Here is a 16,571-nt window from a genome sequence, read left to right as displayed (position 1 = left end):
GGATCAATCGCCATCGGTTGAGTTAAACCCAACGACCACGCCCAACTCAACCGCCACTTCATCATGTAATAGGTATTTGATCCGCTCTAATTTATTAAACTGAGTCAGTGCCTGTCGATACCCTTCTTTGGTTTGCAACATCTCAAATAAACTGGCTTGTTTCGGCCATGTGCTGATGGTTTGATCAAACTGTGCTAACAGCCGATCGGCCAATTCACTATGATCTTGCGCTCTTAATTGCGCATCTAATCCTAGCCCTTTCGCCAAATATAATTGACGCAACGCTTGCAGATTACTTGTCATTAAAGCTAACGATTGCTTCGATCGCCACGCCTCGGAAAAGTACGGTCGTGGATGGCCGATTTTTGCTAATGGTCGACTCATCTTTAGCATTAAAAAGTCTAATTGATTAGTGAGCAAACCAATATACTCCGCTTGCCACTGACTATCATCATAACCAGACCACGGATTGGATTGCCATTGAGTCGTTATAGTTTGAGCATGATTATGCAAGGTGTCTGTGGTTGCCCTAAGCAGTCCACAGCTGAATTTATCGCCGCTAATTAATGGCGATTGCGCATCAAATAATAACCACTCCAAGCCCGTTACCCCCTGCACCGTCACGCTTTGATTAGCGATACTTTCGGTATTCCATAATGCTTTTTGTTGTAACAGTTGCTGCATTTTTTGACCGGTGATATTTTTCTTATCCGGCCAAAATTGTACATTCCAGCTTAATGCGACCGCTTTGGCTGGCCCTTTTGCCTGACCTTGTAACGGCATCCAAGCTTGCATCATTTCAAGCCATTGTTCTTGTAGTGCTTCTAAACTGAGTCCATTATTCGATTGGCAATATTGTGCGACTGCTGTTTGTAATTTTGCGCTTGACGTTGAAAAGCCTTGTGCAAACTCGAGTTCTAATTGATGTACCTGTTGCTGGCTATTTTTAGGCTTCGATGACGCAATCTGCTGGGTTTTAATATTGCCAGTTGTATCCGATAAATAAGCGTAATAAAGACCGCCTCCGACCAAACAAGCACACACTGCAATGATGATACGTTTCAACATAAATCCAGTTCTCTATAGGGAATTTAAAAAGTCGGTCAAGGCGTCGCGATCGGCTTTGCTTAAATTAAGCACTTGTTCTTTGGCCGATTGAGCTTCACCACCATGCCACAATACCGCTTCCATTAAGTTACGCGCCCGTCCATCGTGTAAGAAATAACTGTGTCCGTTCACTTCTTCGGTATAGCCAATGCCCCACAAGGGTGGTGTACGCCATTCTGAGCCTGTGGCTAAAAATTCAGGTCGGTTATCCGCTAAACCTTCGCCCATATCATGCAATAACAGATCGCTATAAGGATGGATGGTTTGATTGGACAGCGATGGTAATTCATCACTCTGCGCCGTTTTGATTTCTGGAGTATGACAAGACGCACAGCCCACATTTTCAAATAGTTGTTGCCCGCGTATCACGCTTGGATCTGTGGTATTTCTGCGGATCGGCACCGCTAAATGTTGCGAATAAAACTCGACAAATTTTAAGATTTTATTGCTAACTTCATAATCTTCGGTTGAATTCACCTCATTCGCAGCGGCATTATTGGCGCGATTCCCATTTGGCATTTCGGCGCAAATTGTTTGTTGCGGTGAACAGTTTTCATGCGGAAATAAAGCACTGGTTAAGCCAAGATCGCCATTAAACGCCCCTGCATCTTGTTGAATCGCGCTAGGTTGCCCTGCTTTCCAACCAAATCGTCCCACTTGCGTGGATTTTGTTTGCACATCCCAGACTTGATTTAACTTACCTGAAATACCTTTATTATCGCGCTGTTGCTGGTCAGCGATATTCTGCAGCGTTTCAACCGAGATAGATTCAAGTAACCCTAAACCTATCATTGGCGGCGCAATGCGAGCCGATAACATGGTATCTGGATGCAATTCTCCGTAATTGAGATCATGCAACTTGATGCTAGGCTTTCTTAATTCAATTGTTTCACCATCACTAAAACGGACATTAAACTTGCTATATTCAATCTTAATTTTGCCTTCCGGTTTAGCGTTTGGAATGGCAAAATCTTCCAGCTGATCGCCATACATAGGTTCAGGGATCACCCCAGATATGACCAATTGTTGTTTTTGCTTTGCCGTCAGGGCTGGAATACTCAACCGGACCAACATCGAAACCGCTTGGTCTTCTCCCTCTTCAGGTGGATGCCCTCGACCATCTTTAATATGGCAATTTTGGCAACCATTGGTATTAAAAAGTGGCCCTAATCCATCTCTTGCATCCGTGGTCGCTGGCGCGGCGACCCAAGGGTTACGAAAAAAACTATTCCCGACACTAAAATCCAACCGTTTCGATAATGGCAGATTATTAGCCGGCATAGAAAAAGCATTACTGCCTTGTTTATTGGTACTGGTATCGCCGCCAGATTTGATACCGTACGCCAAAGCGGTTGATGGCAGATAAAGTGCAAAAATGAGGGCAAAGATTGTACGTTTATGGGGTTTAGATATAAGTGTTACTGGCATCGTGGGCATCGTGGCTTTCATGGTACATCCTGTAAGGGCTCAGAAAAGACGAGCCCTAATCCATTGTTCTCTCATCCGAAAATACAATCACCGAATGTGAGGTCCTTGAAAAAAAATTAAAATTCGTGATCCGCGTTATCAGGGCTAAGGCTCGTAATACCAATCACAGCCGCCGCTTTTTCAATCGCTTCCGTTTGTTTGACTAACGCTTGAATCGAGTCATTGACTAACGCATTGCCAGCTTTATTGTTTGAAGCAATAAGTTGGTCAAAGTGTTGGTTATTTTGCTCGGCAGAATCCACTAACTTATGCACTTGATCTCGAGTACTCTCAAATTGTGTCGCGATCTGTTTTGCCGCTGCCGCATCCTTACTGGCTACAAGATCTTTAATACTTGCGCCTGTTACAACAGAGCCATCAACACGAGTATAACTGCCGTTAAATACGTTATAGATACCCAGTTCATTAAAGTAATGCGAGTTATGAGTATTATCAGAGAAACAATCATGCTCATCTTCGGTTGAATTGGCTTCTAACGCCACTTTCATACGTTCGCCAGCCAGCTCTCCTAGCGATAATGACCCCATACCAAACAGCATTTTACCAATGCCATCTCGTGCCGGTTGGCTGAGCAACTGACTACGATAATTGTCTTTTTCCTTGCCATCCCACTGAGCTTTCATCCAATCTAAATCTTGCACTAACAATTGAGACGCCGCTTCAAGGTATTGAGCACGACGATCACAGTTGCCATTAGTACATTGCTTGCCACTGGCAAAATCCGTATAAGGACGCTCACCGGTTCCGGCTTGAGTGCCGTGTAAATCTTGTCCCCATAGCAGGAATTCAATTGCATGGTAACCAGTAGCAACGTTTGCCTCCGAGCCCGCGAGTTCATTTAAACTGGCTAATAACTCTGGCGTAATTTTAGTTGCATCAATTTTATCACTACCAACTTGAATCGATTTATTGGCAATAATATTGGCTTGAGCGCCTTCATTACCTAATTCAAAGTGGTAACCTTTGGCGACATAATCAATTAAACCTTCATCAAGCGGCCAAGCATTAAGTTGCCCTTCCCAATCATCCACAATGGCATTACCAAAACGGAATGTTTCTGATTGCTGATAAGGAGCACGCGACGCAAGCCAAGCGGTGCGTGCTTGGTTAAGCGCTTGTTGAGATGGGTTTTGCACTAGTGCTTGAATCAAGGATTGTAATTTCTGCGCGGTAATATGAGCATCGTCAAATACGGCGTAAGCTAAATCAGCATAATTTTCGACCACTTGTTGCTCAGTAACAGCGCTTTGAGATCCAGCCGCCCAAGTCATTGGACTGGCAAACATAAGAGCAGAAATAACGGCAATGCGAGGAGTTGCAGAGGTAAACATAATTCTTCCTTGATACAGGTTAATGGTAATCATTATCATTAAGATTAATCAACAAGAATAATACTTATTTACCATACTTTTACAACCTTGTTTTTACTTAACATGCTAATTTTCTGCGTTGTCGCAACAAATTTATACCAATCCCATACATTTAATGATAATTCAAACTTGAGAACAGAGAAAAGTATCAAAGACCATGGATGTCCTTTGCTCAAGCGCCCAAGGACGGATCAGCGTCTTTTCACCGTATTCAAATTGATCAAACCTTAAATGGAAATGGAAATGGAAATGGTATTAGTGTTCGTTGCCAAAATTAGGTACAAAAAAACCGCTATCTCGTGAATAAGATAGCGGCGTTTTAGTGATGACGGTGATAAACACATCGTCAAATCAATCGAATTTTAAGCGGTGTTTACCATGTGAAGCTTTGGCTTTTAAGTAGCTTTCATTGCCGCTTTTCAAATGCACATGAGTTGGGATAACTTCTTCTAGTTCAATGCCAAACTCTTGTAGCTCTTTCATTTTTTTAGGGTTATTGGTGATCAATTTAATTTTATCGATCTGTAAGGCTTTAAGCATCTGCGCCGCTTCTGAAAAATCGCGCAAATCATCCCCAAAACCTAAATGATTATTGGCTTCATAGGTATTCATACCTTCACTTTGCAGGCGATACGCATCAATTTTATTGTACAAGCCAATACCACGGCCTTCTTGGCGTAGATATAATAAGATCCCGCCTTGCTCACCCATTTTATTAATGGTTTCATCCAGCTGTTCACCACAATCACAACGAGATGAATGGAAAACATCACCGGTTAAACATTCTGAATGCATACGAACTAATGGCGTTTGATCTTGTTTATCGGCTTGCTTAAAGATGATAGCAATATGTTCTTTGTCGGTTTTCAGATGGTGAAATGACAATATTTCGGCATTAATATCACTATTAACACCCACTTTTAGGTCGACTCTGGCACGCACTTCAGCCATTTTGCTCTCTCTTATTCATTAGTTCTGCTACGCAATATTATTTCCTTAAACACTCTGAGACACAAGTAAAGTTAAGGTTAATGATGCAAATAATTATTGTTATAATATAACATCTAAATCCGCATTCAAGTAAAAACACAGTATTTTAGTCAGACATTCAATAGCGGTATAAAATTTAAACAAAAAAAAGCCGAAGATCGAAATCTTCGGCTTTCATTTCAAATAACAAATGAAGAGTTAATAATCACTCTTGATCTGTGTCTTGGGTATCGTCATCTTGCGCCGCTGGAGCATCTGAAGCCTCTTGCGTATTGATCGTGTTTTCAGCATCGAGTTCAGAGCCTTCTTCACCATCAATAATCGCGTTTTCGTCTTCTTCAATCTCTTCAATGCGTTGTAATCCGACTACTTTCTCTTCTTCAGAAGTACGGATCAACGTCACGCCTTGAGTATTACGACCTACTTGGCTCACTTCCGATACGCGAGTACGAACTAATGTACCGGCATTGGTGATCATCATGAACTCATCGGCATCGAGAGCTTGAACCGCGCCAACAACTTGGCCGTTACGCTCAGACACTTTAATCGATACCACACCTTTGGTGCCACGACCTTTGGTTGGATATTCAGTGATAACGGTACGTTTGCCATAACCATTTTCAGTTACGGTTAATACGTCGCCACCTTCATTCGCAGGGATGATAAGTGAGACCACTTGATCGCCTTCTGCTAAACGAATACCACGAACACCCGAGGCAGTACGTCCCATTGCGCGAACATGTTCTTCACTAAAGCGAACCACTTTACCCTCTTTCGAGAACAACATGATTTCATCAGTACCAGAAGTAATATCGACGCCGATTAATGAATCTTCTTCACGTAGGTTAACCGCAATAAGACCGTTAGCGCGCACATTAGCAAAGCTGGCGAGCGAGGTTTTCTTAACGGTACCGTCACCGGTTGCCATAAAGATAAATTTATCTTCAGTAAACTCGGTTACAGGAAGGATCGCAGTAATACGCTCGTTCTCTTCTAGCGGTAGAATGTTCACAATTGGCTTACCACGCGCAGTACGTGTCGCATGCGGCAATTGGTAAGTCTTCAAGCGGTACGTTTTACCACGGGTTGAGAAGCAAAGAATATTGTCATGGGTATTAGCAACGAGCAGACGTTCGATGAAATCTTCATTCTTCATCTTAGTCGCACTCTTACCTTTACCGCCACGGCGTTGTGCTTCGTAATCGCTTAGAATTTGGTACTTAACGTAACCTTCATGTGACAAGGTAACCACTACATCTTCACGCGCAATCAGCTCTTCCATGTCGATATCATGGCTGGCTGCAGTAATTTCAGTGCGACGCTCATCACCAAAGCCTTCACGAACCGCTTCAAGTTCTTCGCGGATCACTTCCATCAAACGCTCTGTGCTTGAAAGGATGTGAATAAGTTCTGCGATTTCATCAAGTAACGCTTTGTATTCGTCCAAGATTTTATCGTGTTCTAAACCAGTTAAACGGTGTAGACGCAATTCTAGGATTGCTTGGGCTTGTTGCTCGGTTAAGAAGTACTCGCCATCGCGGATACCGTATTGATCTTCTAACCAATCAGGACGCGCAGCATCGGTCCCTGCACGCTCAAGCATGCCAGCAACATTACCTAACGGCCAACCGCGAGCCACTAAACCAATTTTTGCTTCAGCAGGGGTGGGTGCGTTTTTGATAAGTTCGATAATTTCATCGATGTTGGACAATGCTAGCGACAAGGCTTCAAGGATATGAGCACGGTCACGAGCTTTACGCAATTCGAAAATAGTACGACGTGTCACCACTTCGCGGCGGTGATCAACGAAACACTTAATCATTTCTTTTAGGTTGAACAGTTTTGGCTGGCCGTTATCCAGTGCAACCATGTTCACGCCGAAAGTCGTTTGCAGTTGAGTTTGTGAGTAAAGGTTATTAAGAACCACTTCACCCACTGCATCACGCTTACATTCAATCACAATACGCATGCCGTCTTTATCTGACTCATCACGTAGTGCGCTGATACCTTCAACTTTTTTATCTTTTACTAGCTCAGCGATTTTTTCAATCACGCGAGCCTTGTTCACTTGATATGGAATTTCAGTAACAATAATGGTTTCGCGACCATTTTTTTCCACATCAATATGCGCTTTTGAACGCATGTAAATTTTACCACGACCCGTTTTATAAGCATCGACAATGCCTTTACGACCACTGATCAACGCAGCGGTAGGGAAATCAGGGCCTGGAATGTATTGCATTAACTCATCAATAGTCACATCTTCATTATTGATGTAAGCCAAGCAACCATCGACCACTTCACCTAAGTTATGTGGTGGAATGTTAGTTGCCATACCAACGGCAATACCAGATGAACCATTGACTAATAAGTTCGGGATTTTGGTTGGCATAACCGCAGGGATTTGTTCCGTGCCGTCGTAGTTATCAACGTAATCAACCGTTTCTTTATCAAGGTCGGCAAGCAGTTCGTGTGCAATTTTCGACATGCGAACTTCGGTGTAACGCATTGCGGCTGCAGAATCACCATCGATAGAACCAAAGTTACCTTGGCCATCTGCTAGCATGTAACGTAAGGAGAATGGTTGGGCCATACGAACGATGGTGTCATAAACCGCACTATCACCATGTGGGTGATATTTACCGATCACGTCACCAACGACACGAGCGGATTTTTTATAAGGCTTATTCCAATCGTTACCAAGCACGTTCATCGCGAACAAAACGCGACGGTGAACCGGTTTAAGACCATCGCGCACATCAGGAAGTGCACGACCTACGATGACGGACATCGCATAATCTAAATACGAACTTTTCAGCTCGTCTTCAATATTTACTGGCGTAATTTGTTTAGCTAAATCGCTCATAGAGCCATTATCCCTCTATTCTTTTTGATCGCATGATTTATATAAAAAGCCAAAACTAGCTTTAAAATAGCGACACGCACAAGGGTTAAAAATATAACACATAAAACCGATTTTCGGCATCTATTTCATGTCGGTTTTAAGCACTTGATAGCAACTTCTCGCTTTAACTGTTGAAAAATTAAACTGGATTGGAATTTATCTCATTTATCAAACCCATCTTGCTCTATTTGTCACTTTCTTCTTTGCTGATTTTGTTGCTCTCTTATTCCTGATATAGTGACAATCATCTTAATTGTTAAAAGAACAGACCAATATGACGACCACACAAAACGTTGATCCAGCTGAAATCAAAAAATTTGCCGATATGGCTTCTCGTTGGTGGGATCTTGATGGCGAGTTTAAGCCTCTACATCAAATTAACCCTCTGCGTTTAAACTTCATCTTAGATAATGCTGATGGCTTATTTGCAAAGACAGTGCTTGATGTGGGTTGTGGCGGCGGTATTTTAGCAGAAAGCATGGCCAAACAAGGCGCGGAAGTCACAGGCCTTGATATGGGCGCAGAGCCGCTTGAAGTCGCACGCTTACATGCGCTTGAAACCGGAACAACCCTGACTTATATCCAAAGCACAATTGAAGATCATGCCGAGCAACACCCTGCCAGTTACGATGTCGTCACTTGTATGGAAATGCTGGAACATGTTCCCGACCCACTATCGGTGATCCAAGCGTGCGCTAAATTAGTCAAACCTGGCGGCCATGTCTTTTTCTCAACTTTAAACCGCAATATCAAATCCTATTTATTTGCCATTGTGGGCGCAGAACAAGTGATGAAATTAGTGCCTAAAGGTACTCATGAACACGCCAAGTTCATCCGTCCTTCAGAATTACTTAAAATGGTTGATAGCACACCACTACAAGAACAATCGATTACCGGTTTAGGCTACAACTTATTAACCGATACCTATTCTTTGGGGAAAAATGTCGATGTGAACTATATCGTTCATACTCAATTCATCCAATAAACCTTTCCTTTCTCTCCTATTATTTTGTATGAAATGCTGACCTAAAATGTTGGCTTTCATACATTGACATTTCATAAAAATGTGCTTGATCGCGCATAAATAAATCGATCTTTTTTCTGATCAAATCCCATCAAAGATCAAGCGATTTATTTTTTTGTGCGTCTACTTTGACAACACTTTTCAACTTGCTTTTGTAGCGATCCAAGTAATACATAATTGTATAGGTTAGTGGCTACTTACTGAAAAAAATCTATCCCTGAGTTATCCACAAGCCATAGCGATGTCTCGACTTGAAAACAGAAGCATTTCGCACTATCTTGTAGCCATTCGAGCAAGTGGCACCATATATAGTGTTTTGTCACTTTTATTATCACTAAGCAACATAATCAAAAGCTCGCACATTTTTAACACCTCACAGTATCGTAGCTGCGTACCATTTATAGTTAGGGAACTCATACTAGAATGAATCAACAATTGACAGTCACCAAGCGTGATGGACACAAAGAAAGAATTGATCTTGAAAAGATCCACCGCGTGATCGCATGGGCCGCAGAAGATCTTGATAATGTTTCCGTTTCGCAAGTCGAATTAAAAGCTCATATCCAATTTTATGATGGCATTACCACTTCTGATATTCATGAGACTATCATTAAGTCGGCTGCTGATCTTATTTCAGAGCAAACCCCTGACTATCAATACCTAGCAGCACGTTTATCGGTTTTCCATTTGCGTAAGAAAGCCTACGGCGAGTTTGAGCCACCAGCATTATATGATCATGTGGCAAAACTGGTTGACATGGGAAAATACGATAAGCATTTGTTAGAAGACTATAGCGTTGAAGATTTTAACGCGATGGATGATTTTCTCGATCATAACCGTGACATGAACTTCTCTTACGCCGCGGTTAAGCAGTTAGAAGGTAAGTATTTCGTACAAAACCGTGTGACGAAAGAAATCTACGAAAGCGCCCAGTTTTTGTATATTTTAGTGGCAGCGTGTTTGTTTGCTAAATACCCAAAACAGACGCGTCTTGATTACATTCAGCGTTTTTATGATGCGGTGTCTACTTTTAAGATCTCACTACCTACCCCTATTATGGCGGGTGTACGTACTCCTACTCGCCAATTTAGCTCGTGCGTATTAATTGAGTGTGGCGACAGCTTAGACTCAATCAACGCAACCGCGAGTTCAATTGTGCGTTATGTTTCTCAACGTGCGGGAATTGGTATTAATGCGGGTCGTATTCGTGCTCTCGGGTCTGAGATCCGCAATGGCGAAGCCTTCCACACTGGTTGTATTCCATTTTATAAATACTTCCAAACCGCAGTAAAATGTTGCTCACAAGGCGGCGTTCGTGGCGGCGCGGCAACCATGTTCTACCCACTTTGGCATGGTGAAGTCCAATCTTTATTAGTACTTAAAAACAACCGTGGTGTTGAAGAGAACCGTGTTCGTCACATGGATTACGGCGTTCAGCTTAATAAATTAATGTACTCTCGCTTAATTAAAGGCGGCCACATTAGTTTGTTCTCCCCTTCTGATGTTCCTGGTTTGTACGATGCTTTCTTTGAAGACCAAGCCAAGTTTGAACAGCTGTATGTACAATACGAAGCCGATACATCGATTCGCCGTGAAACGGTTAAAGCGGTTGAGTTATTCTCGTTATTAATGCAAGAACGAGCCTCAACTGGTCGTATCTACATTCAAAACGTCGATCACTGTAATACTCATAGCCCGTTTGACCCAAGTGTAGCCCCAGTTCGTCAATCTAACTTATGTCTTGAGATTGCTCTGCCAACTAAGCCTCTAAGCAATGTTGATGACGATGAAGGCGAAATTGCATTATGTACGCTTTCTGCCTTCAACTTAGGTGAAATCAAACAACTGAGCGATTTTGAAGACTTATCGGATCTGGTTGTTCGCGCATTAGACGCCCTACTCGATTATCAAGATTACCCGCTGCCAGCGGCGCGTAAAGCCACCATGAACCGTCGTACCTTAGGGGTTGGCGTGATCAACTATGCGTATTATTTGGCTAAAAACGGGGTAAAATATTCAGATGGCAGCGCCAATGGTCTGACTCACCGCACGTTTGAAGCGATGCAATATTACCTTCTAAAAGCCTCGGTAGAACTCGCCAAAGAAAAAGGCGCGTGTCCGGCATTTAACGAGACCACTTATTCGCAAGGTATCTTGCCAATTGATTCTTACAAAAAAGATTTAGATGCGATTTGTAATGAACCTTTGCACCTTGATTGGGAAGCGCTACGCACCGAGATCACCACTCATGGTTTACGTAACTCAACCTTAACTGCATTGATGCCATCAGAGACGTCATCACAAATATCTAATGCAACCAATGGTATTGAGCCTCCACGCGGTTTTGTATCGGTTAAAGCTTCTAAAGATGGTATTTTGAAACAAGTAGTTCCTGAATATCAGGCTTTGAAAAATCAATACGAATTATTGTGGAAGATCCCGTCTAACGATGGCTACCTGCACTTAGTCGGTATTATGCAAAAATTCATCGATCAATCGATTTCAGCCAATACTAACTACGATCCAAGTGTGCAAGCCAATGGCAAAGTACCGATGAAGTTGTTATTAAAAGATTTATTAACCGCCTATAAATTTGGTGTCAAAACATTGTATTATCACAACACCCGTGATGGTGCGAGCGACGACCAAGGTGAAAACGGCACTGTGGTTGAGCAAGACGATGACTGCGAAGGCGGTGGTTGTAAGATCTAAATCTATTTATTTATAGCCTGCGATTTTTGTTGCAGGCTGTTTTCATTAAATCGCCTCTAAACTCACCGCTTAATATCCGGTGTTTTAGAAGGTAGAACGGCAATGTATTTTCTGGTTCAGATGAAAAGCAAACAAGGTTTTATCTCACCCATAAATAACACTGTCTTTGAGTAGCGTTTGGCTATTCATTCAAGAGGTTAGCATGGCATACAGTATTTTTAATCAAAACAAAAATGATCAATTAAAAGAACCTATGTTTCTGGGTCAATCGGTTAACGTCGCGCGTTACGATCAACAAAAATTTGAGATTTTTGAAAAGTTAATTGAAAAGCAGTTAAGCTTTTTCTGGCGTCCTGAAGAAGTGGATGTTTCTAGTGACCGTATCGATTACAACAAATTGCCTGATCACGAAAAACACATTTTCATCAGTAATTTAAAATACCAAACTTTGCTCGATTCTATCCAAGGCCGCAGCCCAAACGTTGCCCTATTACCACTTGTTTCTTTGCCAGAACTTGAAACTTGGATTGAGACATGGTCATTCTCAGAAACCATTCACTCGCGCTCTTACACTCATATTATTCGTAATATTGTTAATGATCCAAGTGTGGTATTTGACGATATCGTTGAAAATGAACACATCGTAAAACGTGCTAAAGATATTGCTCATTATTACGACGAACTTATCCGCCTGACTAATGATTACCATCGTTACGGTGAAGGTAATCACGTTCTTAATGGCGAGAAAGTCAATGTCAGCCTAATGGCACTGAAGAAGCAACTTTATCTTTGCTTAATGTCAGTTAATGCTTTAGAAGCGATTCGCTTTTACGTTAGTTTTGCTTGTTCATTTGCGTTTGCGGAACGTGAATTGATGGAAGGCAACGCTAAAATCATTAAATTAATTGCTCGTGATGAAGCGCTTCACCTAACGGGTACTCAACACATGTTGAATATTTTGCGTAATGGTCAAGATGACTTTAGCTTTATGCAAATTGCCGAAGAGTGCAAACAAGAATGTTTTGACCTGTTTAAAGAAGCAGCAGAGCAGGAAAAAGAATGGGCCGATTACCTATTTAAAGACGGCTCAATGATTGGTTTGAATAAAGACATTCTTTGCCAATACGTTGAGTACATTACCAATATTCGTATGCAAGCGGTTGGTTTAGGTATTGCTTACCCAGAAGCAACCTCTAACCCTATTCCGTGGATCAATGCTTGGTTGTCTTCAGATAACGTCCAAGTGGCGCCACAAGAAGCAGAAATTAGCTCATACCTCGTTGGCCAAATTGATAATGAAATTGATGCCGATGACTTTGGAGATTTTGAGCTGTAATCGCTCTTATTGCTTATGAAAAAAATGCAAGTCAACCAAGCGACGTTACTCGAAACCAATAGCAATACCACTTTGTTAGAAGCGATGGAAAGTGAAGGGTTACAACCTGAATTCCAATGCCGTGATGGACATTGTGGTGCCTGTAAATGTGAATTGGTTTCGGGTGAAGTAGAATACGTTGGCTTTGCATTAGCTTTTACTCACCCCAAAGAAATTTTGCCTTGTATCTGCAAGGCAAAAACCGATTTAGTGTTAGATAAAGTGCGCTATCAAGCCATCAAGCAACGTGCTTAGAGAGCAAACTGCGCGCTTAAATTTCAATCTTATTCACACATTCAAAATAACCATATTGCCCGATAACCTTGAGATCGGAGGCTTGTCTACGCAACATATCCAATAACACCATAGTGACTATCACTTGTTTTGCGATCAATGGATAGTCGCGTTTAAATGTCACTTGCTGCGCCCATGCCCCCTGCTCGGTGCTCAAGGTCAATGCTATGCTGCCATCTTCTAGCCAGAAATTGGCCAAACTAACGTCTGCTTGGGTGTCTTGTCGATACTCTGCACACAACAATACACTGTCTGCCAACTCTGCTAATTTCGGCGCTTGATTATCCACGATACTTTGCTGGAAAACGCTAGATTGAGCATCATCAGACCCTGTGGATCCCGCGTGATACATTTGGCGGGCTAATTCACCACCCGTCACTTGCTCTAATATCGACAACTGCCATTGTTGGCTTTGCAGTGCATCCACCACCCCATTAATAAGCGGTTTATCAATACCCACCACATTATCGATTAAAATATCGGCGATCTGCTGCACAATCTCGTTCAACTCAGGGTGTCGAACTGGACAAAATACTTTCACTTCGATAAACGGCAAATAAGAGCGATAACCGAGCGAAAAACCTTGCGGTAATGTCAGTGATTTAAGTGAATCGGCAATACTCGACTCCCCTAACCCCAACACATAAATCTTATGACACGCTTGCTGCTCCACACTTGGGTAGAGTTGGTGCAATAACGGCAGGATTTCATCTGTGACCATACGCTTAAACTCAAACGGGACACCGGGAGTAAACATAATTAAGGCATCATTCAAACGCATACTAAAACCACAGGCCGTTCCCACCGGATTATCAATGATCTCGGAGCCTATAGGTAACATGGCTTGTTTGACATTACTTGGTGCCATTGGCCGACCTAACGATGCAAAATATCCTTCTATATTCTCAAGCCACTCTTGCTTCAACTCTAATTCAACCCCTGCCGCCTGAGCCATAGCCTGGGCGCTCATATCATCACTAGTTGGCCCTAAACCACCGTTGACGATCACCACATCACTGCGCAGACTTAAGGCCGTAATTTCAGCCACCAAGCCGTCAAGTTGATCGCCTACCGTGGCGCGATAATCCAAGCCAAATCCATGCTGAAAGAATTGCTCTCCAAGCCAAGAGGCATTGCTATCCACGATGTCACCATGCAGTACTTCTTCTCCGGTACTTAACATCGATATCTTCATTTATATTTTCCCTTTTTTGATATTCATCGGCACAAGATCTCATTCACCACAACGAGGCACTATCCACTTGCATTCACTGCAATCATAAGTAATGATCTGCGGCAACATTAGCGTTATAATGCGGCGTTATTTATAACTTACATCATTCATAATGAGGATCATAACGTTTGAGAAGCCAGAAACTGCGGGGGCTAACATCTTACTTATTAGCAATGTTCACTTGCGTTTCGACCTCAGCAAGCGCACTTGAATACTCTGCGTCGCTTGTTTCTCCGGTAAGTTGCAATAACACCACCTTACTCTCTAATTATTGCCAACCCAACCAACAATACACTTTATCGCTCAATTCTAAACCAATCAACGACGACAAAGATATTAATTCAATCCCCCCACGCTACCTAACCATCAGTGACGGCAAAGATTGGGATTATTTACTCGGTCAAACTTATACCTTCTTCGGTTTAAGCCTAGCAGCTGTCGGTTTAATGACTTTATTGCCTGAAGGAGTCACTCATTGGGATAGTGACCAGCGTTCTTTCGACAGCCTAGGCCAGAAATGGAAAGATAATGTCTCGCAAGGTCCAGTATGGGATAACGATTCATTTTACCTTAATTACATTATGCATCCCTACTTTGGCGGAGTTTATTATACCGTTGCACGTCACTCTGGTTTTAATGGCTTTGAATCCTTTTTGTACTCTTTTACTATGTCGACCTTTTTTTGGGAGTATGGGGTAGAAGCGTTTGCCGAAGTGCCATCGTGGCAAGATATTATTGTGACCCCAATCTTAGGTTCCTTGGTGGGTGAAGGTATGTATCAAGCGGAACAATACATCGCCTTTGAAAATGATGGTGAACTGCTCGGCTCTGAAACAGTCGGAACCATCAGTTTGTTTTTATTAAACCCAATTGGCCATATTCATTATTGGTTTACCGGTGATGATGAGAGTAATAGTGAGTTATCGTTAACGAGCGACCCGTCTTTAAGCTATCCCAAAACCAATTTACTCAACCACAATACCAGCCATTATGCAGGTAATGAATTTATTGGTATGACGTTTAAATATCATTTTTAATCAATTTTTTTGCCTTGCTTCACTCTATTTCTTTACAAAGTATCTAAACTTATCTTAATAACTCAATTGAGTTCCATCTCGTTTGGTCATTAAAGGAGAACATTATGATGCAAACATTCATTGTTAATTTTGCAGGTCAAACCTCCCCGCCGATTATTCATCAACTGGCTAAAATCACCCATGAAAACGGAGGTAAGTGGCTGGTGTCAAAAATCAATTATCTGGATGAACAAGTCTCTGGGTTGATCAAAATAAAAATGCCAACACAACATATTGAGGCTGTGAAAGATGCCTTTACTCAACAAAAAGGTCTGACTGTTTATTTTGCCGATTCCACTGATTGTAGCGAAGAAAAGACATCCGATGACCAACAAAACAACCTGTATAACATGCGAGTCGATGCAGAAGATCGAGGTGGGATTGTGCATGATATTTCCCAAACCGTTGAAACGGAGCATGGGCAGATCATCAACATAGAAAGTAATCGCGTATTTTTAGCCGATAGCCTTGGGGTCAGTGCCAGCATGTTTAGCTCACATTTAACCGTAACTCTGCCCACTGCCACCAATATTCAAGATGTGATCTCAGAATTGGAAACCTTGGGCATGCAAGCCAATGTGGTTAAAAAGAGCAAGGCGAAACAGAGTTAATTCGCTCGCAGATCTAAAAGCTTGATGCTTCATTGCCAAGCGCCGATAAATCAAAGCAGATCTCACCGGCAGGTTTAAGACTAAAGGTGACTTTGTTTTGGTGCGTTCCTGTTTCATCTAAATTGGTGCAGGGACTGAATACAAACCAGTCATAACGATATTGCAGTGCATATTGATTGCCTTGAATATGCACAACTTCTTGTAGTGTTATACCGTTATCATTCATCGCGCGCGGATCAATATAATCAAGGTTAGGAATAAGCTGGCGTTCAAATTCGGCTTGTTGCGCCACTAAAGCCGCCATTAGTTTCTCTACATTTGTTTTATCTTCGATCTTAAAAATAGCGTCTAATTTTATTTTCATCTTATCCCCTGAGCTTTAGTT

Annotated in this window: 13 protein-coding genes; 6 read left to right on the top strand and 7 right to left on the bottom strand. The window is 42.2% G+C overall.

The features are described from left to right. Positions 1–3: 3 nt before the first annotated feature. From GFB47_RS05270 to gyrA, 5 genes are all read right to left on the bottom strand, one after another. Complete coding sequence (locus tag GFB47_RS05270; protein WP_153447018.1) at positions 4–1,068, bottom strand: imelysin family protein; 1,065 nt, start codon at positions 1,066–1,068, stop codon at positions 4–6. Between the two features lie 12 nt (positions 1,069–1,080). Continuing rightward, a complete protein-coding gene (locus tag GFB47_RS05265) occupies positions 1,081–2,535 on the bottom strand; it encodes a di-heme oxidoreductase family protein (RefSeq protein WP_153448157.1) in 1,455 nt (484 codons plus the stop codon). A gap of 116 nt (positions 2,536–2,651) precedes the next feature. Then, entirely contained in the window at positions 2,652–3,926 is a 1,275-nt protein-coding gene (locus GFB47_RS05260; RefSeq protein ID WP_153447017.1) for an imelysin family protein, read from the bottom strand. 390 nt (positions 3,927–4,316) lie between these two features. Further along, the gene (locus tag GFB47_RS05255) at positions 4,317–4,916 is read right to left on the bottom strand and encodes a GTP cyclohydrolase II (RefSeq protein ID WP_153447016.1); all 600 of its coding nucleotides are present in this window, start codon (positions 4,914–4,916) and stop codon (positions 4,317–4,319) included. A 244-nt stretch (positions 4,917–5,160) separates the two neighbouring features. Then, a complete protein-coding gene (gene gyrA, locus GFB47_RS05250; RefSeq protein WP_153447015.1) occupies positions 5,161–7,821 on the bottom strand; it encodes a DNA topoisomerase (ATP-hydrolyzing) subunit A in 2,661 nt (886 codons plus the stop codon). Positions 7,822–8,134: 313 nt separating this feature from the next. On the opposite strand from gyrA, the gene ubiG reads away from it, so the two are divergent. The 4 genes from ubiG to yfaE all read left to right on the top strand — a co-directional run bounded on the left by ubiG (position 8,135) and on the right by yfaE (position 13,226). Next, complete coding sequence (ubiG, locus tag GFB47_RS05245; RefSeq protein WP_153447014.1) at positions 8,135–8,845, top strand: bifunctional 2-polyprenyl-6-hydroxyphenol methylase/3-demethylubiquinol 3-O-methyltransferase UbiG; 711 nt, start codon at positions 8,135–8,137, stop codon at positions 8,843–8,845. 462 nt (positions 8,846–9,307) lie between these two features. Next, positions 9,308–11,596 (top strand): class 1a ribonucleoside-diphosphate reductase subunit alpha, encoded by a 2,289-nt coding sequence (gene nrdA / locus GFB47_RS05240; RefSeq protein ID WP_153447013.1) that lies wholly within the window; start codon positions 9,308–9,310, stop codon positions 11,594–11,596. Positions 11,597–11,798: 202 nt separating this feature from the next. Continuing rightward, complete coding sequence (gene nrdB / locus GFB47_RS05235; protein WP_153447012.1) at positions 11,799–12,932, top strand: class Ia ribonucleoside-diphosphate reductase subunit beta; 1,134 nt, start codon at positions 11,799–11,801, stop codon at positions 12,930–12,932. Positions 12,933–12,947: 15 nt separating this feature from the next. Beyond that, positions 12,948–13,226, top strand: coding sequence for a class I ribonucleotide reductase maintenance protein YfaE (yfaE, locus tag GFB47_RS05230; RefSeq protein WP_153447011.1), 279 nt, complete (start codon positions 12,948–12,950; stop codon positions 13,224–13,226). A 16-nt stretch (positions 13,227–13,242) separates the two neighbouring features. Here the strand turns inward: yfaE and GFB47_RS05225 are convergent, their stop codons facing one another. Beyond that, entirely contained in the window at positions 13,243–14,460 is a 1,218-nt protein-coding gene (locus GFB47_RS05225; protein WP_153447010.1) for a CinA family nicotinamide mononucleotide deamidase-related protein, read from the bottom strand. A gap of 212 nt (positions 14,461–14,672) precedes the next feature. Between GFB47_RS05225 and GFB47_RS05220 the strand changes: the two genes are divergently transcribed. Both GFB47_RS05220 and GFB47_RS05215 read left to right on the top strand, forming a co-directional pair. Next, entirely contained in the window at positions 14,673–15,536 is an 864-nt protein-coding gene (locus GFB47_RS05220; RefSeq protein ID WP_153448156.1) for a DUF3943 domain-containing protein, read from the top strand. Positions 15,537–15,640: 104 nt separating this feature from the next. Continuing rightward, positions 15,641–16,186, top strand: a complete 546-nt coding sequence (locus GFB47_RS05215; protein WP_153447009.1) for a glycine cleavage system protein R — start codon at positions 15,641–15,643, stop codon at positions 16,184–16,186. Between the two features lie 13 nt (positions 16,187–16,199). On the opposite strand, the gene GFB47_RS05210 is transcribed toward GFB47_RS05215, so the two are convergent. Further along, the gene (locus GFB47_RS05210) at positions 16,200–16,550 is read right to left on the bottom strand and encodes a hypothetical protein (RefSeq protein WP_153447008.1); all 351 of its coding nucleotides are present in this window, start codon (positions 16,548–16,550) and stop codon (positions 16,200–16,202) included. Positions 16,551–16,571 lie beyond the last annotated feature (21 nt).

The sequence above is a fragment of the Vibrio algicola genome (assembly GCF_009601765.2).
Taxonomy (GTDB): domain Bacteria; phylum Pseudomonadota; class Gammaproteobacteria; order Enterobacterales; family Vibrionaceae; genus Vibrio; species Vibrio algicola.
This window is presented reverse-complemented; position numbering and strand designations above follow the sequence as displayed.